Here is a 24136-nt window from a genome sequence, read left to right on the forward strand (position 1 = left end):
GCGGGCATTATAGGTGTTTTAAGCAAAAGCACGCTTAATGTTTTCGATACGCTGCTTAATCTCATCTTCTGTCCAAGAAAGTTTGATTAGCATAGAAATAGTACGGCTCATGATGGCATCAGACTTAGGAACGGCAACCTGAGTGTAATCGGGTTTATCTTTTATGAGAGTAATAGGCAAGGCTGCTGGAGATTTAAGCTCTTGAATGTGCTTCCAGTTACGCAGGTAATGCCAGTTATTAACATACCAGTAGAAGCAACCGTCAACGCCATTTTCTGCCAGTTTTTTACTGATCTCAACGGTACGGGCTTCGGTGGGCATCATAAAGGTTAAGAAGCCAGCAGAGTCGCCTTGTGGATCGGGAATTTCACGAAATGAGACTTCGGTGAGTTCTGCCATGGCCTCTTTTAGCCATTTTTTATGCTTACGCTGGATCTCAATAATCTTGTCGAGTTTACGTAGCTGTGCCAGCCCCATTGCTGAGTTCATTTCTGAGATACGGAAGTTAAGCCCCATTATAGGGTGGCCTTCGGCGCCGCGATCGTTACCTATATGATCGTGACCATGGTCTGAGAACATATGGGCATGATCATAGATGGTGTCGTTATTAGTGATCACCGCGCCGCCTTCACCGCAAGTGATGGTTTTAACCGAGTCAAATGAATAACAACCTACATCACCAATGGTGCCCAGTGCTTGGCCTTTATAACTGCCGCCGATGGCTTGGCAAGCATCTTCTAAAATCACTAAGTTGTGTTTCTCGCAGATGGCTTTAATTTCGTCCATCTTTGCCATAGAGCCACACATATGCACTAAATTAATCGCCTTAGTGCGTGGGGTTATCGCCGCTTCAATACCTTCTGGCGATAGGCAGAGTGTTTCATCAATTTCAGCAAAAACCGGCACGGCGCCGGCCATGAATACGGCTTCCACTGATGCCACAAAGGTAAATGGCGGTACAATCACCTCGTCACCAGCACCAATACCTGCAGCGGCCATGGCCGTTTGCAGTGCGGCGGTGCCACTAGATACTAGGTGGGCATGTTTAACATTCATTTTTTCGCACAGTAACGCTTCCATTTCACGCGTTTTCCAGCGGTCATTACGCATGTGATCGAAGTTATATCGAAAGGTAAATCCGTTTTCCATTACATCTGCAACTTCTTGCTTCTCTTCAGGACCAAATAGTTCAAAACCAGGCATTGAAAGTTTCCTTAGCGTTCGCTGCGCGCCGTGCGCGAAAAAAGATAGTCGATTATAACTGGGATGAGGGGGCAACTGCGATGTTTATTAAGCAATATTTATCTGAAATAGGGATTTTTTGCAGCACGGCTTTGGTTTGAGGCTGAATATAAAAAGCGCACGATAGGATAATCATGCGCTGTTATATTTTGCGTGACTAGAGCCGTGAGCTTAACGGCGATTAATAATATCTTTGTCGACGGTCACATCAAGATCGGTCAGCAAGCCATTTTCTACGCCATAAATCCACCCGTGTACTGCGACATTGTGGCCGCTCTCCCAAGCGTCTTGCACTATGTTGGTACTGACCACATTGCCCACTTGCTCTATCACATTAAGCTCACATAAGCGGTCGAAACGGGCCTTGTCGTCAAGCTGAGCCAGCTCAGTGTCATGCAGGCGATGAATATCTCGAATATGGCCTAACCAGTTGTCAATTAGCCCCAAGCGTTGCTTGCCCATGGAGGCCTTTATGCCACCGCAGCCATAGTGTCCCACCACCATGATGTGTTTCACTTTGAGCACTTCTACTGCGTATTGCAGCACAGATAAGCAGTTTAGATCCGTATGAATGACCATATTGGCGATATTACGATGCACAAATACTTCACCTGGCATCAGATCGATGATCTGATTGGAGGGCACTCGGCTGTCTGAGCAGCCGATCCATAAGTATTCTGGATTCTGCTGCTGTGCTAGTTGTTGAAAAAAATGAGGATTCTCTTCGAGAATTCGGCCCGCCCAGCGGCGATTGTTGTCAAACAGGGGTTTAAGTAGTTTCATTTTATAACATTATGTCTTTTGAAAGATTTTTCGCTGAGAATCTTAGCACTGAATATTACCTTGGCTGGTCTATTCAGTGCTAAATACTGTAAAACGTTTCATCTTAGGTACTTATTAGCCCTTTATGTGCTGAGTATGAAATGCTAACAGGTGTTGATTAACTAGGTCTGCTTGCTCAAGATTGGCCATGTGTCCGGCTTGTGGCAGGTGGATATATTGACTGCCATCAATGGCATCGTGCATCAGATAGCCTTCGAGTATGGGGTGCAATCTATCATCTGCGCCTGTCATGATAAGACAAGGCAAGGTTAATTGCTCAATATCTTCCATGATATCGCGTCTGCCATAGAGGATGCGGCCTAAGCGGTGTAGCGAGTCGATACGCTCAGGTGCAATGACACTCAATTGCTGCTTAAAGGCTTTTATTAGCTGCGGATTATCTTGCTCTGCTGAGGCACTAAAGTAACGCGTTGCAAGCTGGTTTATATTGTCAGCAGAGATTGATTTAGTCCGGTTTATTTCATCGAGCATGGCGTAATAGTTGGCGCGGCTCACTTCGGGTTCAAAACCGAGAAAACTGCCCAGCATGACTAAACTGTTGACCCGAGCTGGCGCGAGCAAGGTTAGCTCCGCGCCCCACATGCCGCCGATGCCTTGGCCAATAATGGCAAAGGTGTCGATATTGAGGCTATCAAGTAAAGCCAAGTATTGCTCAGCTAACTGCTTAAGTGAGCGGCAAGAGGCGGGCAGTTTATCTGACTGACCATGTCCCCACAGATCAGGCACGATACAGCGATAATGTTGACTGAGCACAGCCAGTTGTGGCTGCCAGCTGGTGCTGTTACATAGGTAGCTGTGGCCGAATAACAATACTGGGCCTTCACCTATGTCAAGATAGTGCATTGTATGACCGTCAATAAGCTGGGTGTGTTGTGTTAGTTGTTGGTTCATGGTGACTCAATATAAAGTATAAAGGTTAGCCCGCAGGAGAGGGGGCAACATGGAACACATAGTGGCTGACTAAGTGTTCGAGTCTCGCTAATATCGCGTTTTTTAATGCTATGGGTTGCTGCGACAAGATGGTGGCGAGGCTTTGAGTCTCAAACGCAGCAAGATAATCGTTAGCTTTGGGATAATAACTCAAATGCCATGGCTCAGGGCTGACGCCACTTAAGCCCGCCTGAAACGGAAAATAAAACCCAAAATCGCCACTGTAACGGGTGAGCCAAGAGTGCAGCGCATGGCAGGGGCCATGGACTTGATATTCGCTGGGCACAAGTTGTAACTGCTTACGAGAAATCTGATGCGCATCAAATACGTCAATATCTGTGCCCCAATGATGGCGCGATGTGCCAGGCAGCGCCGACCAACGTAAGATGGCATCGATTAATTGATCCTCGCTAAGGTGTCCGATATCGATAGGCTGTGAGCGTGCATCAAGTACTGCGCGTTGCCCCTTGGCTTTGGCGTTCCATATGGCTAGTTGCCGTGGAAGATCGCGATAAGCGGAGCAAATTTGTAATGAGATGTTGTCTTTGGCAGCTGCGGCTTGCATCAACATCAATTGTTGGGCGGTATCGCTTTGTAATTGATGGCCTTGATAATCAATAAGCTGATTATTTTCAAGGCCATAAAGGTAGCCAGTGTTTAGCACAATAGCTTTTCCAATATACGCTGATATACCAAGGCAAGCTGTTCAATATCGGCGACCTTAACGCATTCATTCACCTTGTGGATGGTGGCGTTCACTGGGCCGACTTCAATGACTTGGGCGCCAGTAGGCGCAATAAAACGGCCATCAGAGGTGCCACCAGAAGTTTGCGGATCGGTATCGAGATTGGTGATCTCTTTAATGGCTTCTTTGGTGGCTTGCAGTAGTGGCCCATCTTCAGTTAAAAATGGCAAGCCGTTATAGATCCAACTAATGTCATAATCTAAGCCGTGGGCATCGAGAATGTTGAGTACGCGCTGGATTAAAATCTCGGCGGTCACCTCGGTCGAGTAACGGAAATTAAACATCACCTCAAGTGCACCCGGAATAACATTCGATGCGCCGGTGCCGCCATTAATATTGGCGATTTGGAAACTGGTTGGCGGGAAAAACTCATTGCCTTTATCCCAAATCATGCGCGCCAATTCATCCAGTGCAGGTGCGGCCTTATGGATCGGGTTATCAGCTAGGTGAGGGTAGGCGACATGGCCTTGAATCCCTTTGACTGTCAAGTTTCCAGTGAGGCTCCCACGGCGGCCATTTTTGACTATGTCACCTAATTTGTGGGTAGATGAGGGTTCACCCACTAACGACCAAGTGATTTTTTCGTTACGAGCTTCGAGTGTATCAATGACACGCGGGGTGCCATTAATAAATGGACCTTCCTCATCACTGGTGATCAAAAAGGCGATTGAGCCTTTATGGTTAGGGTGTTGCTCGACAAAGCGCTCGGTGGCAACCACCATGGCGGCGAGCGACCCTTTCATATCTGCTGCGCCGCGTCCATGCAGATAACCGTCAATCACTACAGGTTCGAAAGGTGGAGTATGCCAGCGATTAAGATCGCCTACCGGTACTACATCGGTATGACCGGCAAAGCAAAACAGCGGGCCATCATTGCCTCGTCTAGCCCACATATTGGTGGTGTCTTCAAACACCATAGATTCAATGGCAAAACCTTTCGCGGCGAGGCGATCCGCCATGACCTGTTGACACCCTTCATCGAGAGGGGTAACCGATGCGCGGCTAATCAGATCTTGCGCCAGCGTTAACACATCGTCGGACATTAGCTGAAGATCTCCTGGTATTGTTCGGCCTTAAAGCCAACCCATACCTTATCTTGAATCACTAATACCGGCCGCTTAATCAAGGTAGGATGAGCAAGCATCAACTCGATAGCTTTGTGCTTGTCTATGGCGGTTTTATCGTCATCACTAAGATTTCTAAAGCTAGTACTGCGTTTGTTAAATAGCGTCTCCCAACCTAAGGTCTCGACCCAGGCTTCTAAATCGGCTCGGTTTAGACCATCGTCACGAAAATCATGAAAAACAACCGTTTTTTGATGTTGTTCTAGCCACTTACGGGCTTTTTTAACGGTATCGCAATTTTTTATGCCATAAAGGGTCAAAATGGGGTCTCCTTGCTACATGAGTTACGCTATCACTTTGCTATGGCCTGCATTGTGTCATCGAGTCTTGCCCGGCTCAAGTGTTACGATAGGCGACGATAATAATAGATCTAAAAAACGTTGATTTGAGGTCACGTTTGATATGACATTATTGCGCCATTTAGGCGCAATAATGTGTTGATTGTATAGTTGTATATAGATCATGAAGTTCAGCATTAAAAAGTAATCATTAATCGCTAAACCCTAAATCAAGACTTAAGCGTTACGCCTTCGGCGATTTCTATAGCTGCACTGAAAAGATAATGTCTTTACCCGCCTCGATAGAGCCTTGATGTTTATCAATACGCTTAATATCCTCCATATTGGCCAACACCACAGGGGTAAGTAAACTTTCCACATGGGTTTTCAGGTATTCGAGATCAAACTCCAATATGGGATCGCCCATCTTCACTTGCTGGCCTTCTTCGGCTAAGCGTTTAAAGCCGTTGCCGCGCAGTTCGACCGTGCCGACACCAAAATGCACAAACAGCTCTAAGCCATGGGGAGATTCAATGCTAAAGGCATGGTTAGTCTCAAATATTTTGCCGATAGTCCCATCGATTGGCGCCAATATTTGGTGACCCTTCGGGGCGATCGCTATGCCGTCACCAACTATCTTTTCGGCAAATACCACATCGGGTACTTTTTCGATGGCAACAATCTCACCCGACACGGGGGCGAACACATCTATACCACCACTGATAGGTGGCTGGCCTGACACTAAGCGCCGAATTCGACTTAAAAATCCCATTAATTAGTCCCTATGCTGATGCACAGCTGAACGGTTAATATATTTTTGATAGCATACTCAATAATTATCAAGAGTGACAGCATGTTAACAACTCATTTAGTGTCTCTATGCGTGAAATCACTTTAGCATGTTGCGCCAGTTCGACACACTCAATGTAGGTCCAGCGGCTGAGCTCTTGTTTTATTTCAAGTAAGGCGGCCACACTAACGCTTAATTCATCAATGCCAAGACCTACTAATAAGGCGGTAGCGCGCGGATTACTGGCCAATTCGCCACATAAAGACACGGTGACCTTGGCAGCATTGGCTTGGCTAATGGTTTGACTGATGAGCTTGATGATCGCCGGCGAGAGTACCGGATAGCGCTTGATGAGCTCAGGAACGCCTCTGTCGGCGGCCATAGTATATTGTGTTAAGTCATTGGTACCTATGCTGATAAAGTCGAGTAATGGCAACATAGACGCTAAATTTAATACCGCCGCGGGTGTCTCGACAACGATACCGATTGACAGTGAACCATAGCCCTTTTCCTGCTCAATGAGTTCAGTTTTACACTGCTCGATAAGCGCCAATATCGCCTCAAGCTCTTCGACCTGATTGACCATAGGAAACATTAATCGAATCGGTCCCTGATTGGCCGCACGCAAAATGGCCTTTAACTGTACACAAAACAGTTGCGGGTGAGCAAGGGTGTATCGTACACCGCGTAGCCCTAATGCTGGGTTTTCTTCTACGGGCATCGATAAAGCTGGTACCTCTTTATCAGCGCCGATATCGATAGTACGAATCGTCAGTGTTCTGCCGTCAAGTAGCTGCAATGCATCACAATAAAGTTGATATTGTTGCTGCTCATCGGGCAGTTGCTGGCGGTTCATCAACATAAATTCGGTGCGAAATAACCCCACACCTTCACCACCAACGGAGCTAAGGTGATTGATTTCGCTGATGCAGCCTACGTTAGCGAGTAGGGCGATGGGGTGACCATCAGAGGTTTGAGTAGGGTGATCTTTAAATTTAAGTAACTCTGTTTTACGCTGTAATGCTTGTTGCTGAGCCAGTGTCAGTTGAGCAATCTGCTCGGCATCGGGGTCGATAAACAGTAAACCATTTAGGGTATCGATGGCGACAGGCGTACCATCGGCGATATCATTAAGATTGCATTCACATCCCACTAGGGTGGGGATATCGAAGCTGCGCGCTAAAATGGCGCTATGGCTGGTGATGCCCCCCGTTTGTAATGCTAAGCCTGCGAGGTTATCTAGCGGTAACAGGGCAAATTCAGCTGGAGTGATATCTTTGGCGATCACTATGCTGTTGCGGGGTAACTCGGTTAATGCACTGCATTTTCCCGTGAGTAGGGCGGTTATGACTCTTTGGCCTAAAGCTAATATATCATCAGAGCGACTGGCTAAATAAGGCGAGTCCATCGCCTGCAGTGCTTGGGCTTGTTTAGCAAAGGTATGTTCTACCGCTAATGCCGCGGAAAACTGTTGTTCAGTTATCGCCGCGCGAAGCTCAGCTTGCAGATCTGCATCTTCTAACAGCAGTAAATCTGCCTCAATTAATTGGTAATGCTCACTATCAGGATCGAGATGCTGCGCACTGTGTTTTATTTGCTGAATTAATGAGGCGAGCGCTTTGTCGAGTCGCGCCTGTTCAATGCCCAGCTGTGCAGGCGGTAAAAGATGGTAATCGAGCTGGCTGTGATAAGGGGTGACCACTTTTGCTTGCCCAAAGGCGATTCCCCCCGCCACGGCTATCCCTTTAATGCGCATCTCGAATTCCTTGTTAACTTAAGGTGATCAGCAGTTCAGAGACATGCTCTACCGCCTGTTGTGCCTGTTCACCGTCAGCTGTGACAGTAACAGATACCCCTTTATATAAACCTAATGTTTGTAGCTTAAACAAACTCTTGGCACTGGCATGTTTGCCTTGGCACTCGACGAGAATATCACAATCGTATTGTTTCGCCGCTTTTACTAATAACGCCGCAGGACGGGTATGAATCCCGTGCTCTGCCAATATTGTGACTGTTCTTTGGTACATAAATAGACTCTTTAACCGAGGAAATAAAGCGATTGATCATTGGTAATGAATGATTTGGTAATTGTTTTTTTTAAGCGCGCCAATGGCCAGTTCAAGCTTCTCCTTTTTGACAAGCACATAATCGGTATCGAAGGTTGAAATGGCGAAAATACTGACTTGGGCTTTAGCAAGGGTGGTCGATACACTTGCCAATATACCTGTCATGGAAAAACCTAGCGGCCCTACAACTTCTAAGCAGCGCCAATCTCTTTCTTGCTCAAGGCTATCTAGGGCTAATGCGGCTGGGACCACTACAGACAATTCATCTTTGGTTTTTCCAATAAAAAACATAGGTTGAAGTAACACGTCGGGATTAAGCATTGTGTCGGGACTAAAGCTGTGGATAGTGTAAAGCTGCGGGTGAACTGCCAACGTCATGCGCGCCATAATCCTAGCTCTCGCTTTAGGGGAAATAACAATAGCGTTAAGCTTATCACAGTTTACTTAAAAAAAAGGAGCGCTAAATAGCGCTCCTTTTACAGGTATAGGCTTTAGCCCTACACTTTAAACTGCCCCAGAATTTGGGTACTCGTCTGGCTAATTTGCTTAAGTGACTCGGCCGCTAGACGGTTACTTTCGTTAGCTTTAACAGAGACCTCTGATAGTTCGGTGATGCTGCAGACGTTGCGATTTATCTCTTCTGTCACCAAAGATTGCTCCTCTGTTGCGCTAGCAAGTTGAGTATTCATATCACTGATATGGGCGATTAACTCCAAAATGGCGTTAAGTGAGTCGCCAACCGCTTGTGCTTGGGTCTGTAGCTGCTCCGATTGCCCTTGATTTTGGTTGTTACTGGCGATCACACTCGCGACACCGGTTTGAATATCGGTAACAATTTTTTGGATCTCATTGGTCGAGTCTTGTGTGCGGTTAGCTAATGCGCGCACTTCATCGGCGACCACGGCAAACCCGCGACCATGGGTACCCGCGCGAGCGGCTTCAATGGCTGCATTAAGTGCAAGTAGGTTGGTTTGATCTGCAATGCCTCTGATCACTTCTAAAATATTGCCAATTTGTTGTGAAGAGACCCCAAGGTGTTCGGTGATCACCTCGGCACTGCGCAGTTCTTCCACCAGCTTATGGGTATTACTCACAGTGCTATCCATTTGAGTTTTACTGTCAAGGGCTTGTCGTTTAACACTGTTTGCGGCATCGGCGGCTTGCTGGGTATTACTGGCCATCTCTTGGGTGGTCGACAACATTTGGTTAATGGCAGTGGCAACATTGCTGGTTTCTTGATGCAGATGATCGACACTGGCATTGGATTCACCCACGGCATTGAGTAAACGATCGGCATCTTGGTTAAGATGATGACCAACGGGCTGCAGCTCTGCGACCATATGGTTAATTTTACCGACAAAAACATTAAATGCTTTAGCCAGTTCTACCACCTCATCGTTGCCCGTTATGGGTAGGCGTTTGGTTAAGTCACCTTCACCTTGGGCGATGTCGTTCATGGCATCAATCGCTTGAGTTAACGGCGCGCTGATAGAGTGATTAAGTACCAAGAAGAAGGCAAAAATGGGCACGGAAATCAGCATCATTATGCCTAAATAGTCATACATCACGCTAATGGTTGTGTCATTGACATCACTCATGTAAGCATTAGTCACTAAGGTCCAGCCCCATGGCGTAAATGCACTGGCTGACACTAATGCCTGCTCTTGCTTACCATTGCTAGGATCATGCATATCGACAAGATGTTGTGCCAATTCTCCTTGCTGGGCTTGGCTTATCAGCTGTTTAAAAGCGGCAGGATCGCCTAGCGCGTTGACAGACTGACCGACTTTTTCTGGATTGGCTCCATGAGCAATAACGGTGTTATTTGCATCAAATAAGATGAAATAGCCATGTTGGCCATATTGGGCATGATTAATCAGCTCGGCGGCTTCACCTTGGGCAGCCACTGTGTTGATCTTACCTTGCTGAATTTGCATGTGATGAGAGTTAATGATGCTAAGCATGGTTGAGAGTTGGGCATCATTTTGTACCCATTTCTCGTTAATCAGGTTGTTACGTTGCTCATTAATCGAAAAACTAGCAAAAACGAAAGTACCAATGGCGGCGAGTATTAACATAAAAATAAGCCGTTGCAGTATCGTAAAGCGTCTAAGAATCGCGAGCATGATGTCCCTTATTATGTTGCGAACTGTTCTTTGTAGCCAATATACCTCGTCATGTATCTGAATAAAATCAATAGCCTATTTATAGGTTTATTATTAGTAAATAATTGATCTAGCTCACGCATTTTTGGCAAGGTTAGTCGCTTTTATACCAAGGTTTACTTTACTTTTTACCTGCAAACTGAATTGGCTGCAAGATAATGAAATGAGGTGATTCAGTTGCTTAAGACTCAAAAGTCTGTGGTACATGCGCTGTGGCGTTAAATTATGATTTAGCTTTGATTTTTAGGACATTAGCGCGCAGAATTAAGCATTGATTTTTTTTTGGAATAAACATAACGATGACATCTCAAGTGATCACCTCCGATGATATTTTATTAAAGCTTTGCCACTCTGTTTCTCATGTGCTGTCCAGTACCACATCCAGCCCTATATCTCATGCAGCTATGGTGCAAAGTATTAATAAGACCTGCTTAAAACCCGACCTGGGTTGTTTCTCTATCTTTGATGGGGGATTCTCTGGCTTAGTGGTGATTAACTTCTCTGCTAAGGCTGCGATTGAAATTTATCAAGCTTATATGAAGCAGATGGGGATGCCAGAATCAGAATTAGCCTTTTCGCACACGTCAGATGAGGTGGCCGATATTATGGGTGAACTGATGAATCAGATTTTAGGTGATTTTATCGTCAAGGTGAATAAAGAGCTACAAACCTCAATTAATCAAAGCCAACCCAAAATGCTCACTATTAATAAAGAGCTGACCATTTCAATTGACACTAATTTGGATGAAGCTGTCGCAAGACGTGTAGCCTTCAAAACCGCAGAAAATCATATTTTTTATCTGGAATTTGCGATGGATAAAACCGAGTTTATTAAACTGGCCGACTTTGAACATGATGAAGAGCATGATCCCGATGCGCTATTAGCACAACATAGTCCTGGTGGTTCTGCATCTTGGGCTAAATCGGTAAATCAAGCTGTGGTAGTCGACGATGATGCCGATGACTTAATGAAAGAGCTAGGTATTTAATTGATACTAGCGATGAGCTATATAAAGTAAAGCAACGGCTATTACCTTTTCGGGTAAAAGCAAAGCGGCATTGCTAAAAAAGGCATCTAGCCATTTAAGGTGAAGAGTAAGTTAGTGTGTATGCTTAAGCGTATTTAGCTTAAGCATTTAATAGAATATTGCGCTTCGTCATTATCCTTGATTTTCACTACCCAAATGCCATCGCCCGCTTTAAATCTACTGATAGTCTGCGTATTTTGCGAAGAAACGCTCAAGGTTAGCTTTGGGCTGTTTTTGCAGCGCTGTCATCATGGCAAAACTTGGTGTTACGCACCGCCAGCGTTGACATAAAGTGTCGAGAATATGCTGCCATAACAACGCGGTCATCTCTGCATCGGCTAATGCGCGGTGAAAGTCACCTTGTTGCTCAATACGATTATGGGCCACTAAGGTTGATAATTGATGATTATTTGCCTCTGGGTAAATACGCCGAGCTACCAACATTGAACAGGCAAAACGCCCTGGATAGTGGCGGTGTATCCGTGCCAATTCAGCATCAAGAAAGCGCTGGTCGAAACTGGCATTGTGTGCAATGAGGTTAGCGTCACCCATGAAGTCGGCAAAATCATGCATCACAACGTTGCTACTAGGGGCCTCGCTTAACATGGCATTGGTAATGCCTGTGTACTGCTCAATAAAATGAGTGATCTTGAATCCCGGATTAATTAACTGCTGAAAACGGTCAACAATCACACCTTGCTGCAATTTCACTGCACCAATTTCGATGGCGCGATCACCCTGAGTAGGGGAGAGACCCGTGGTTTCGAAATCTAATACCACCACGCTGTTTGCACTGTTCATATTATTGTTTATCCATAAAAAAAACAAAACCCTGACGATTCACATCGTCAGGGTTTTCAAGTTTAAGAATTAACCTAAAAAGTCAAAAATTACTTCTTAGCGTTTCTTTCTTTAACTTCAGCGATCACTTTTTCAGCTACGCTGTTTGGACATGGTGAGTAGTGTGAGAACTCCATAGAGAACTGACCACGACCTGATGTCATTGTACGTAGTGAACCGATGTAACCGAACATTTCTGATAGCGGTACGTCAGCTTTAACACGAACACCAGTTACACCAGCAACTTGGTCTTTGATCATGCCACGACGACGGTTAAGGTCACCAATTACGTCACCAACGTTGTCATCTGGGCTGAATACGTCAACTTTCATGATAGGCTCAAGAAGTTGTGCACCGGCTTTAGGCATAGATTGACGGAACGCACCTTTAGCAGCGATTTCGAACGCGATAGCTGACGAGTCAACTGCGTGGAAAGCACCATCGGTTAGTTCTAGTTCAACGTCTAACACAGGGAAACCAGCAACAGTACCGGTATTCATCATGCTAGCGAAACCTTTCTCAACTGCAGGCCAGAATTCTTTAGGTACGTTACCACCAACAACTGATGACTTAAATGTAAAGCCAGAGTTTTGCTCACCAGGACGGATAACATAATCAATTTTACCAAACTGACCAGAACCACCTGATTGCTTCTTGTGCGTGTAGCTATCAGCAACTTCTTTAGTGATAGTTTCACGGTAAGCAACTTGTGGCTCACCCACAATTAGGTCAACACCGTAAGTACGCTTAAGGATATCAACCTTAATGTCCAGGTGAAGTTCACCCATACCTTTAAGGATGGTTTCGCCTGAGTCTTCGTCAGTCTCTACGCGGAATGATGGATCTTCAGCGATCATCTTACCGATAGCGATACCCATTTTCTCACTGCCGCCTTTATCTTTTGGCGCAACAGCGATAGAGATAACTGGCTCTGGGAATACCATTGCTTCAAGAGTACAAGGGTGCTTAACATCACATAGTGTGTGACCTGTTTGTACGTTTTTCATGCCAACGATAGCGATGATGTCACCAGCTTGCGCTGATTCAAGCTCGTTACGCTCGTCTGCTTGCATTTCACACATACGACCAATACGTTCTGTCTTACCCGTTGCGCTGTTAAGGATGGTGTCACCCTTCTTAAGCTTACCAGAGTAAATACGTACGAAGGTTAGGGCACCAAAACGGTCATCCATGATTTTGAATGCAAGCGCTTTTAGTGGCTCATCAACAGAAACTACGGCTACTTCACCAGTTTCATTACCTTCTTCATCAGTCAGTGGCTGAGGATCAACTTCAGTTGGTGAAGGTAGGTAGTCAACAACTGCGTCAAGAACTAGCTGCATACCTTTGTTTTTGAATGCGCTGCCACAGTATGTTGGGAATAGATCAAGATTACGTGTACCTTTACGGATACAACGCTTGATGTCTTCAATAGATGGCTCTTCGCCTTCCATGTAAGCTTCCATCAGGTCATCGTCCTGCTCAACAGCAGTTTCGATTAGCATTTCACGGTATTCTTCAACTAGGTCAACCATGTCAGCTGGTACGTCTTCGATGGAGTAGTTTTCTGCTTCACCTGAATCGTCCCATACCCATGCTTTACGAGTCAGTAGGTCAACAACACCTTTGAACTCATCTTCGATACCGATTGGTAGAACCATAACTAGTGGCGTAGCCGCTAGTACATCTTTAGTTTGCTTAACAACGCGTAGGAAGTCAGCACCCATACGGTCTAACTTGTTTACGAAGATGATACGAGCAACACGTGATTCGTTCGCATAACGCCAGTTGGTTTCTGATTGTGGTTCAACACCACCAGAACCACAGAATACACCGATACCACCATCAAGTACTTTAAGAGAGCGATATACTTCTACTGTAAAGTCAACGTGGCCAGGGGTGTCAATAACGTTAAAACGGTGGTCTTTCCAAAAACAACTTACAGCAGCAGACTGAATGGTAATACCACGCTCAGCTTCCTGTTCCATGAAGTCAGTTGTAGATTCACCGTCATGAGTTTCACCGGATTTATGGATTTTACCAGTTAGCTTAAGGATACGCTCAGTTGTAGTAGTTTTACCCGCATCAACGTGAGCAAAGATACCAATGTTTCTGTACTTTGATAAATCAGTCATTTTTCTACTCTATTGGAGTTACGTTCTAAAATTCGGGGGGAAGTATATCAATACTTTTAGAATTGTTTTATAGATTTTTCTTAAAATCATTCAATTTTGCCCAATTAGGTCAACTTTCCCCTTTCACATAATTGTTTGTCACCAGCTACAAGCCTCGCCATGCCTTGTGTTGTCGCTTTTTTGTTCACTTAGCGCAAGGGTTTTTATCACTTATATCATTTTGTTTAAATGTAAGCCGCTTTCAGCACTGAACATTATGTGAGTGACGGCGATGATACTTAAATGGGGAGTGTCTTGTAGGAGATTGTGCCAAGCGCTGCTAACATAACGGGCAAATCTCATTGCCTAGACAATAAAAGGCAAGGGTGTCACTTATCAGGAGTATTTAGCGTGGCAATTGAACACAGTGAAATAACCGGGCTATTGAGCACGCTTAACTGCAGAACCAACTTTACCGTTAAAAAAGTGACCGAATATATGCTGCCCGAGTTAAAAGAGCCTTTTTATCTCTATGGGGCTGACAAAGATTGTCTATTGGTTATCCGCCCCGCTTACGAGGTGTTTTTAGCCGAGTTATCAGCCCTTGATGGGGTAAAATATAAAGCAGGATTTGTACACCATAGTGAGATGACCCGTTTTCCTAAGCGAGTACAAAAAAGCCTTAATGGTATCCATTATGGTTTAGGTTTTAAATTTACCGATGCAGCCGCATTAACGCGTTTTATTACCCGGTTAATTGCGATTAATCAGGGTCACTAAGTCGATTTTATGATTGGCTCAGTCACATACCGTGGAGTGACAGGCAGTAAAGGGTTTTATACACTCGCTGGAGTTCTGTTATAATCAGCGCCACGATTGTGATGCCGCTTCTTGATAGACTTGTTGATTAATTAGCTGGGCTACAATCTATTTAGCTAATTTTTGTCCCATTTTGCGTTTAATGCTGCCTTGCAAGGCGCCTTGAAGTCAGGTTTAGGACTCACACTGAGATTTTACATGTCATTTTCTACACTTGGGTTTTCTACACTTGGGCTAAACCCAGCCATCGTTACCGCGCTTAGCGAATTAGACTATTCTACCCCAACGCCTATCCAAGCCGAAGCGATTCCACTGGCCTTAAAAGGCAAAAACTTGATTGCCGCAGCCCAGACTGGCAGCGGTAAAACCGCCAGTTTTGTATTGCCTATTCTGACCCGTTTAGCAAACGGTGATACGCAACGTAAAAAACGGGCGCGGGCATTAATCTTGACTCCTACGCGCGAGCTTGCCTTGCAGGTCGATAACAGCATTGCTCAGTATGGTAAGTACCTTAATGTTAAGTCGATGGCGATTTATGGTGGTGTTGAGTTAGCGGCGCAAAAGCAGCAACTCATCGATGGCGTCGATATTGTGGTGGCCACCCCTGGTCGCTTAAGGGATCTTTACACCCAACGCGCCATTCATTTTGACGAAATCGAAGTGCTAGTACTCGATGAAGCCGACAGAATGCTCGACATGGGCTTTATCGAAGATATCACCAAAATCATCGACAGTTTGCCTCAAGATAGGCAAAACCTGTTGTTTTCAGCGACCCTATCTCGCCAAGTACGCGAATTGGCAAAAGAGACGGTTCCTAACGCAATTCACTTGTCGGTGACTAAAGATGAATCCGCTAAGCCTAATATTGAGCAGTGGATCACCACTGTGGATAAAGATAAAAAGTCGGCTTTATTGAGTCATCTTATTCAACAGCATAACTGGCCGCAGGCGTTGATCTTTATCGAGACCAAGCATGGCGCGGCTAAATTAGTTAGCCAACTTGAAAAACGTGGCATAGAAGCCGATTGCATTCACAGTGGCCGTGCTCAGGCGATCCGAGAGCAGATATTAGCGGACTTCAAGGCAGGTAAGATTAAGTATCTTATCTCCACGGGAATATCTGCCCGTGGAATCGATATTGATAACCTTCCGTTGGTGATTAATTATGACTTGCCTTTTCCTGCCGATGAATATGTACATCGAATTGGCCGTACCGGTCGTGCTGGTGCTAAAGGGCAGGCGATATCACTCGTCTCTAAAGATGATTTTAAAAATTTATGCATGATTGAGAGCCGCTTGGGTCATTTACTGGAACGTCGCGAAATTGAAGGGTTCACACCGCGTAAGGCCGTGCCAACCTCAATTTTAAATTACCGACCTAAACAGCGTATTGAAGAGGGAACATCGCCCGTTGAGGGCCAAAAAATGCCACCAAAGGGTAAGGCGCGAGCAACGCGCAGCGCTAAAGGGGATAACAATAATGCTGACTCACGCTCTGCACCTTATCAATCGAGCATCAGCAAAGCTAAGTCTACTCATGAGGCTAAGTCTACTCATAAGGCTAAGTCTACCAATAAGGTGGATAAGCCAACTTCAGTGCCAGGCTTTAACCCGTGGACCGATAAATCTTAATATAATACGCCTACTGAAGGCGTTGCTTTAACGTCACCGGCGTCAACTTGGCTCAAGGTTATGCTTGAGCCAAAGATTGCTGATACAGTTAATTGCTAGCTGCTAGCAGCTAGCACTAATACAAGTCGTGACTAACAGACAGATGCTCAATATACGGTGTGAATGGCAATGCGAAGGGCAAATGATACGGCCGCCAGCGCTAACCCCTACCACGTTAAGACGAAGCTCTGATTAAATATTATTTATCTCTACCTAACTCGAACTATGCGCGTTGTACTTGCGTAATCACGCGCTAACTCCTATGATCCTCCGGATTTTTATTAACAGGCTTTATCATGCTAAACGCGTCACTATCACCAAGTTCAACCGAATTAGTTATTAATGTACTCACTATGGTGCTCAATGAGGGGAAACCCTTAGACAGAGCTTATTCGCATCATTTCTCTGGGCTAAAGTTAGCGCCTTCAGAACAGGCAAGGATCACCACAGTGGCGGGCGATCTATTACGTCGGTTAAACCTATATTGTTATTTAGCAGATATGGCGCCAGCAGATATTGAGCGCTTAGGTTCACGCTTACTCAATGCTTGGCATATGTTCCATGGGCTCGAGCTGCCAAAATTGCCATATACCTTGACGATAGAGCAAGACGATTTTGAGCAGCGTTTAGCGCAGGCCAAGCTTGACTTACCGCTGTTTGATGGCTGTCCTGAGTGGCTTGACGAACTCGGCACAGCACAAATGGGCAGCCTTTGGCCTGCTGAGCGCGCGGCACTAGCTATGGCGCCGCAGCGCTTTTTACGTACCAACTTATTAAAGTGCCAGCCAGAAGAATTACAGCAAAAATTGGCACGCGAAGGGGTGCAAACACTACGGGTTGATGGTGTAGACACAGCGTTACAAGTGACATCCGACTCGGCACTGTTTCGTACCGATAGCTTTAAAGCAGGATTGTTTGAACAACAAGATGCCGGTTCGCAACAGGTTGCGGCAGCTGTGGATGCTAAACCTGGTATGCGCGTCATCGATGCGTGCGCCGGTGCTGGCGGAAAAACCCTGTCGATCGCCGCGCAAATGCAAGGTAAGGGACGCTTGTTAGCGATGGATGTCGAGCAGTGGAAACTTGACAGCCTTAAGCAACGCGCACGCCGCGGTGGCGCGCACAATATCGAAACCCGGCTCATTGCCAGCAGCAAAACCATTAAACGCTTAAAACTGACCGCCGACAGAGTATTACTTGATGTGCCTTGTTCAGGCCTTGGGGTACTTAAACGTAATCCCGATGCCAAATGGCGTGACACTCCAGAGCGTTTACCAGTGCTAGTGCAGCTGCAAAAAGATATTTTGCAAAGTTATAGTCGTATGGTCAAAGTCGATGGCATATTGATTTACGCCACCTGTTCGATAATGCCACAAGAAAATCGCCAGCAAGTCGATACTTTTTTGGCTGCCAATCCACACTTTAGTTTTATTGATGATGAAACCATCAGTGTGGCTGAGTCAGGGTTTGATGGTTTTTATCTTGCCAGAATGAAGCGCGATGCTGAGTAAGTTGACGGGGCAGCGCAATTCAACGATAGGATAATGAGCGTGGTGCGGCGGCACTAAAAATAGGGAAAGCTATGCAGACAGGGAATAACCTGACGGATGTCGTTATTAGCCAAAGTAGTGCTGTTGAAATAAGCATTAAACGTTATAACAAAATTCTTAATATGTTATTAGCTGGCGCCCCGCTAGCTGATATTTTGGCGGCGCTGGTTAACTTGATTGAGCAGCAACAACCCGGAACCCGAAGCTCCGTGTTATTGCTTAGCAGTGATGGACAACACTTACAGTGTTGTATTGCGCCAAGTTTACCTGCCCACTACAACCACGCCATCGAAGGGCTTAAGATTGGCGTCGGGATAGGCTCTTGTGGCGAAGCGGCCTATACGGGCAAACGTGTCATTGCTGATGATATTGCCAACCACCCTAATTGGCAGCATTATCGGCAGATTGCACTCGGTAATGATTTGTTAGCCTGTTGGTCAGAGCCCATCAAAGGCAGTAATGGCAACGTCTTAGGCACGTTTGCTATGTATTATGCACAGGTTAAGTCCCCCAAGCCCGCCGATCTGCTGTTGATCCAAGAAGCGGCGCGCCTGGCGAGCCTTGCCATTGAACGCAGTCGCAGCTTTCAGTTCCAACGTCAAGCCAGTGCTATTTTTACCCACCTTCCTATTGCCTTAGTCACCACTAATGATCAATGGCGCGTGCTTACTGGCAACCCTTGTTTTTATCAGATGATGCAAACAAGTAGTGCGAGTCAGTACTTTGTCCCAGGCGAGCATATCTTAAGCGAAGAAAAGCCAGCGATGACGGCGTTATTCAATCAACTCGAGCATCGCCTACATTGGCAAGGTGAGGTGCAGATCAGGCGCGATAACGGCACCGCATTCTACGCTGATATAACCGTTATGGCAGTTGATGATATTGGCGGTGATGAACGCGTGTATGCGTGGCTTTTTTTCGATATTAGCGCGCGAAAGCAAGATTTAGCGTTAATTGACTTCCAAGCAAATTTTGATGCGTTAACGTCTTTGCCTAATCGCAGCCAACTGTTTCAGCGGATAGAGTCGCAGATTGAGCAAAGCCAGTCGGGTAAGGGTTTTACCCTAATGCTGATGGATTTAGATAATTTTAAGCAGGTTAACGATAACCTCGGGCACCATTATGGCGATCAATTATTAATGCAGGTCGCACAGCGGCTCAACCAGGTCATTGACTCTCAAACCATTAGCCATCAAGGTGTTGTTGCCAGACTGAGTGGGGATGAATTTGCAATACTTTTGCCCAACGTACTCGATAAACAGAAAATCAGCGAATTGGCACAGGCATTAAATCAGGCGTGTGCCCAGCCGTATTTACTCAGTGATGCTCAGCGGGTTTACACTAGTTCAAGTATTGGTATTGCGCTTTATCCTCAAGACGCCGAGAGCTTAGAATCTTTACTTAATTGTGCAGACCAAGCCATGTACGCGGCTAAAGATGCGGGACGAAATCAGTTTACCTTTTTTAATTTAACCATGCGCGACAACGCCCAGCGGCTCGCGTTACTGTACTCTTGGTTGAAAACGGCGTTACTCAATAATGAATTTGAGGTGTATTATCAGCCGGTTATTAACCTAGTTAACGGTAAGATCATCCACGCCGAAGCGTTATTAAGGTGGCGCCATGGTGGGGATTTTATCGGCCCAGATGAATTTATTCCAGTTGCTGAATCCAGTGGTTTAATTATCGATATTGGTCATTGGGTGCGCGAGCAGGCAATGCATTTGATTGTGGAGTATGGCGAGGATTACGATTTTTCGGTCGCGGTCAATGTGTCAAGCCAAGAGCTATTGACCCACTCGCAACAGCAGGGATTATTGGCTTCTATTGAGTCGATTGTTACCACTTTAGATAAACCATTTGATTATAACCGCCTAACCATAGAGATCACCGAGTCGGTGTTAATCGATCAAGCGAGTAGTTTAATTGACCAATTAACCCAGTTACGACAGTTGGGCTGCAGTATTGCGGTGGATGATTTTGGTACAGGTTATTCATCGCTGTCTTATTTATATCACTTTCCAAGCGATCAACTCAAAATCGATAAAAGCTTTATCCATAACTGTGAACATTCGACTAAGCAACAAGCATTAGTGAATGCCATCGCTAAAATGAGCCAAGCATTAGAACTCAACGTTGTGGCAGAAGGTGTTGAAAATAAAGCACAGTTAGATTTAGTGCAGTCGATGGGCATTCAATTAGTGCAGGGATATTATTTTTCGCGCCCTTTACCTAAAGCCGATTTCATCGCGCTATTGGGTGAGGTTAATGGTACAAGCCACACATTAGCAGCATGGCTAACCTGTGAGCTGGATAGTCGCCTCTGATAACCGTGGCTAACCAGTGACCGATGACAAGCAGTTGTTAGTGATGTTGCCCAACTAAACTGTGGGATATGTCTCAATAGCGGTATGGCCCATGTTGCATCAACTTACTTTTGTTTTAATGAATTCTTTTATATTTATGTGCATTAAAACAAAGCACTCGGCATGATGACGCGGCGCTGTATTATTTATCTTCAACCATAGCCGCTATTTATCTGCGCTTAGCGATATTGCGCAATATCTGTTCCTCAGTGGAAAATGGGGTGTTTATCGACTAGGGAAAGCGGGCAAATAATGCTATGATTTGGCCTTTGTCGAAAGATTAATGGCCTGATTATTGGGCTATGGAAGATGTCATTGTTTGCACTAACCCAGGTTTTTGCCCATCAACAAGTTTTCGCGGGATTACAGCTGCTATTAGCGGGACAACTTAACGACGTTAAGCTGTCCGCCACTGAGATAGCAGGGCACTTTACAACCGAGCAAGGACACTACGCCGCTCATCTCTCACTTGTGCCCAGTGATCGCTTTAGCGGCCATTGCAGCTGCCACGCTGCCAACTGTGCACATATCGCCGCTTTGGCCATAGAACACCTTGCACAGCAAAGCAATAATACCAATGAACGCAGCCGGCGCATCGATACGGCAATTCGTTTATTTAAGAGTGAAGCCAATCAACAGTTTGACCCGTTCCCAGCGATGGCTCGCCACAGGGTACTGTATGTGATTTATGGCGATGAAGGTGCGCTGCGTTTAAGTGTTCATAAAGGCTATTTGAATAAAAATGGCACCTATCAGCTAAGGGGCAAGTTAGGTTTTGACATCATTGGTAGTGCGCCATTGCCTAAGTATGTCAGTCAAACTGACCAACAGTTATTGTCACTGTTAACAGCCCAGCTCAGTGGCGATGAGATCCTCACGCAGTTCGAGCAGATAGACTTAGCGTTACCGCCCAGATTGACGAGCGATTTTTATCGCTTACTCTGTGCCAGTGGCCGCAGTTTCTACCAAACGTTAGATAAGACGCCACTGCGTTGTGATGTCCACTACGATGAAGATTATGTCGATACTCACTTTCTTGTCGCTGTCAGTGACCAGGTGTATGTCGAGCCAGTAAGCTGCACAATCGTTATTGATGAGCGCCAAAACAGTGAATTAAACCAGCAACTGCTTGAACACATTGATCGTGACGGAGAATGGCAGCCCTGTATCGAAGTGGTGCGCCACAGTATCGATTTCCCCTGGCAAGTGCAGGCGATGCAGCCGTTAGATGTGGCGGTATTTACTATGGTGCATCGCGGCGTAGCATACTCCTTAGCGCAACTGCTTTATATCGCTTGTGATCATCAACCCTTATTAGGCCAAATCGCTCAGTATCAACTGCAACTTAATGCGTTAGCGCTAGTTAGCCATTGTTTTGAGCCACCCATCGCCATGAGTGTGCCAGCGGGCACGCGGGTGATCCCTGATGATATTAGCGAACATGCTGTCTTCTTTCGCCAGTTATCATTGGCGGGGTGGCATGTCCATTTTGCCGCTAAAAATCGTTTTGTAAAATTAGCGGCCAATACTTGGTACGCCGAAATTAATACCCCAAATGCCGATTGGTTTGAACTGAGCTTAGGCGTTGAGGTAGATGGCGAGCGCGTCAATATTCTTCCCTTACTCATTAATCTTATTCGCCAAGGCAAGTTAACCGATAAAGCGGGGCGCGAGCCAGTATCACTGGAGCTCGAGTCGGGTGAGATTTTGATCTTGCCTGCAACCCGAGTCGCGCGGATCTTAAGCGTACTGGGTGAGTTATTTGACCAGCAACCGCTTAATGAAGCACAACATTTAGCCTTACCGCGTCACCAGTTAGCGCGATTACCTCAGTTAGATGATGCCATGCGCCAAGATTTAACTGACAAGCGCACTAAAGCCCTTAAATGGCTCGGTGCCACTTGGCTGAAGAAACAAGCGCAGGCCTTGACCGCCTATTTACGGGCTAACCCCAAAGCGGCAGCCTTCAGTGCACCGGCAGGGCTCAAGGCTGAACTGCGGCCTTATCAGGCCCAAGGCGTCAGTTGGTTACAGTTTTTAAAACAGCACCATTTTGCCGGGATCTTGGCCGATGATATGGGGCTAGGCAAAACCATTCAGACCTTGTGCAGTTTACTGCTAGATAAACAACAGGGGCTATTAACCGCGCCAGTGCTGGTTATCGCGCCCACCAGCTTACTGAGTAACTGGCAACGTGAAGCGGCGACCTTCGCGCCGTCATTAACGACCTTAGTCTGGAGTGGACGAGCTAGGCATGAGCAGCTATCTCAGCTTAATAAGGTGGATATGGTGATCACCAGTTACGGGATCTTGGCTCAAGATGCACAGCTGTTATTAGCCCAGCAATGGTATCAAGTGATTTTAGATGAAGCGCAAACCATCAAAAATAGCCGCAGCCAAGTGACTAAATTGGTTAATAGGTTAAAGACCCAACACCGGCTGTGCCTCACGGGGACACCGATGGAAAATCACCTGGGTGAGCTGTGGTCTTTATTTAACTTTTTGATGCCGGGCTTTCTGGGCACTGCCGCCCAATATCAACGTCAATTTAAACTGCCGATAGAAAAAGATCAGTGCGATACCGCGCGGCGTAAGTTAGCCCAGCGGATCGCGCCCTTTATGCTACGCCGCACCAAAGCGGAAGTGGCGACCGAACTGCCAAAGAAAACCGTCATAAATACCCTGATTGAACTTAGCGAAACACAGGCCGATCTGTATGAAACGATTCGGTTAACGGTCGCCGAGCAGCTGCAACTGGCCTTACTGCAAACCGGGGCCAAGGCCAACCGGTTGGCAATAAGCAATGCACTGTTAAAGCTGCGGCAAGTGTGTTGTCATCCGGCTATGCTCAAACTCGGCAATGTGTCTGACACAAGCCAAGCAACGGATGCCCAATACCTTGGGCTCGAATATCTTGATAATGGTAAAGGCAATGACAGCGACGCTAGCGAGGCCGCCAAGGGCAAACTTATCGGCGCAGATATTCAGTTAGCTGAGCTGACAGATGACGGGCCACAAGTGTCATCCAAGCTGGCATGGCTTGCCAATAAATTACCTAACATGATTGAAGATGGGCGTAATATCCTTATTTTTTCATCGTTTACCACCATGCTCGATCTCATCGCCGCCCAGCTAAACCAGCAAGGGATCGATTATGAGATGTTAACGGGTAAGAGTCGCCATCGAGATAAAAGCATCGACAGGTTTCGCAGCGGCGAGGTCAATGTGTTTCTTATTAGCCTTAAAGCGGGGGGCTCAGGCCTCAATTTGACCGAGGCGGATGTGGTTATTCATGTCGACCCTTGGTGGAATCCTGCGGCCGAAGAGCAAGCCAGCGATCGCGCATACCGTATTGGTCAGCAAAAGCCGGTGTTTGTGTATAAGTTGATTTGCCAAAATACTGTCGAAGAACGTATTCAACAGCTGCAGCAATCCAAACAAGCATTAGCGCAAAGCATGTATCAGACAGAAAGCCTGTCGGTAGCCGAGATGGACAGTGATGATTGGCTCGCGCTATTGCAACCTATTGATGATGTGCCACCTGGTTAATATTGGCAATAGTGGT

At 46.1% G+C, this 24136-nt stretch carries 19 protein-coding genes; 6 read left to right on the forward strand and 13 right to left on the reverse strand.

The annotated features are described in order from the left end of the window. Positions 1-18: 18 nt before the first annotated feature. The 11 genes from kdnA to AC0VXX_RS08790 all read right to left on the reverse strand — a co-directional run bounded on the left by kdnA (position 19) and on the right by AC0VXX_RS08790 (position 10144). Complete coding sequence (kdnA, locus tag AC0VXX_RS08740) at positions 19-1203, reverse strand: 8-amino-3,8-dideoxy-alpha-D-manno-octulosonate transaminase KdnA (RefSeq protein ID WP_475516795.1); 1185 nt, start codon at positions 1201-1203, stop codon at positions 19-21. Between the two features lie 210 nt (positions 1204-1413). After that, positions 1414-2025, reverse strand: a complete 612-nt coding sequence (gene can, locus AC0VXX_RS08745) for a carbonate dehydratase (RefSeq protein WP_475516796.1) — start codon at positions 2023-2025, stop codon at positions 1414-1416. A gap of 114 nt (positions 2026-2139) precedes the next feature. Continuing rightward, complete coding sequence (locus AC0VXX_RS08750; protein WP_475516797.1) at positions 2140-2976, reverse strand: alpha/beta fold hydrolase; 837 nt, start codon at positions 2974-2976, stop codon at positions 2140-2142. Between the two features lie 25 nt (positions 2977-3001). Next, on the reverse strand, positions 3002-3679 hold the full coding sequence (locus AC0VXX_RS08755; RefSeq protein WP_475516798.1) for a M15 family metallopeptidase: 678 nt from the start codon (positions 3677-3679) through the stop codon (positions 3002-3004). Next, positions 3673-4803: a succinyl-diaminopimelate desuccinylase gene (dapE, locus tag AC0VXX_RS08760; RefSeq protein ID WP_475516799.1), complete on the reverse strand. Its 1131-nt coding sequence runs from the start codon at positions 4801-4803 to the stop codon at positions 3673-3675. The genes AC0VXX_RS08755 and dapE overlap by 7 nt, the downstream gene beginning before the upstream one ends. Then, entirely contained in the window at positions 4803-5144 is a 342-nt protein-coding gene (locus tag AC0VXX_RS08765) for an ArsC family reductase (RefSeq protein WP_475516800.1), read from the reverse strand. Before AC0VXX_RS08765 ends, dapE begins: the two co-directional genes overlap by 1 nt. A 280-nt stretch (positions 5145-5424) precedes the next feature. Next, on the reverse strand, positions 5425-5934 hold the full coding sequence (gene crr, locus AC0VXX_RS08770) for a PTS glucose transporter subunit IIA (RefSeq protein ID WP_475516801.1): 510 nt from the start codon (positions 5932-5934) through the stop codon (positions 5425-5427). 67 nt (positions 5935-6001) lie between these two features. After that, positions 6002-7708, reverse strand: a complete 1707-nt coding sequence (gene ptsP, locus AC0VXX_RS08775) for a phosphoenolpyruvate--protein phosphotransferase (RefSeq protein WP_475516802.1) — start codon at positions 7706-7708, stop codon at positions 6002-6004. Positions 7709-7721: 13 nt separating this feature from the next. Continuing rightward, complete coding sequence (locus AC0VXX_RS08780; RefSeq protein ID WP_475516803.1) at positions 7722-7979, reverse strand: HPr family phosphocarrier protein; 258 nt, start codon at positions 7977-7979, stop codon at positions 7722-7724. 36 nt (positions 7980-8015) lie between these two features. Continuing rightward, positions 8016-8405 (reverse strand): ACT domain-containing protein, encoded by a 390-nt coding sequence (locus AC0VXX_RS08785; RefSeq protein ID WP_475516804.1) that lies wholly within the window; start codon positions 8403-8405, stop codon positions 8016-8018. 110 nt (positions 8406-8515) lie between these two features. After that, positions 8516-10144 (reverse strand): methyl-accepting chemotaxis protein, encoded by a 1629-nt coding sequence (locus tag AC0VXX_RS08790; protein ID WP_475516805.1) that lies wholly within the window; start codon positions 10142-10144, stop codon positions 8516-8518. 338 nt (positions 10145-10482) lie between these two features. On the opposite strand from AC0VXX_RS08790, the gene AC0VXX_RS08795 reads away from it, so the two are divergent. Continuing rightward, entirely contained in the window at positions 10483-11172 is a 690-nt protein-coding gene (locus AC0VXX_RS08795; RefSeq protein WP_475516806.1) for a DUF3334 family protein, read from the forward strand. Positions 11173-11388: 216 nt separating this feature from the next. Here AC0VXX_RS08795 and AC0VXX_RS08800 read toward each other — a convergent pair whose 3' ends face one another. Both AC0VXX_RS08800 and fusA read right to left on the reverse strand, forming a co-directional pair. Further along, positions 11389-12012, reverse strand: coding sequence for a 3'-5' exonuclease (locus tag AC0VXX_RS08800; protein WP_475516807.1), 624 nt, complete (start codon positions 12010-12012; stop codon positions 11389-11391). Positions 12013-12101: 89 nt separating this feature from the next. Further along, entirely contained in the window at positions 12102-14186 is a 2085-nt protein-coding gene (gene fusA / locus AC0VXX_RS08805) for an elongation factor G (protein ID WP_475516808.1), read from the reverse strand. Between the two features lie 390 nt (positions 14187-14576). Between fusA and AC0VXX_RS08810 the strand changes: the two genes are divergently transcribed. The 5 genes from AC0VXX_RS08810 (at position 14577) to AC0VXX_RS08830 (ending at position 24120) form a co-directional block, all read left to right on the forward strand. Next, a complete protein-coding gene (locus AC0VXX_RS08810; RefSeq protein ID WP_475516809.1) occupies positions 14577-14945 on the forward strand; it encodes a hypothetical protein in 369 nt (122 codons plus the stop codon). 237 nt (positions 14946-15182) lie between these two features. Beyond that, positions 15183-16616, forward strand: coding sequence for a DEAD/DEAH box helicase (locus tag AC0VXX_RS08815; RefSeq protein WP_475516810.1), 1434 nt, complete (start codon positions 15183-15185; stop codon positions 16614-16616). A gap of 335 nt (positions 16617-16951) precedes the next feature. Beyond that, positions 16952-18166, forward strand: coding sequence for an RsmB/NOP family class I SAM-dependent RNA methyltransferase (locus AC0VXX_RS08820; protein ID WP_475516811.1), 1215 nt, complete (start codon positions 16952-16954; stop codon positions 18164-18166). 71 nt (positions 18167-18237) lie between these two features. Further along, positions 18238-20532, forward strand: a complete 2295-nt coding sequence (locus tag AC0VXX_RS08825) for a bifunctional diguanylate cyclase/phosphodiesterase (RefSeq protein WP_475516812.1) — start codon at positions 18238-18240, stop codon at positions 20530-20532. A 354-nt stretch (positions 20533-20886) separates the two neighbouring features. Next, positions 20887-24120 carry a DEAD/DEAH box helicase gene (locus AC0VXX_RS08830; RefSeq protein WP_475516813.1) on the forward strand — a complete coding sequence of 1078 codons (3234 nt, stop codon included), beginning with the start codon at positions 20887-20889 and terminating at the stop codon, positions 24118-24120. The last annotated feature ends 16 nt before the right edge of the window (positions 24121-24136 follow it).

The sequence above is a fragment of the Shewanella sp. QJM3NY_23 genome, from assembly GCF_056173105.1.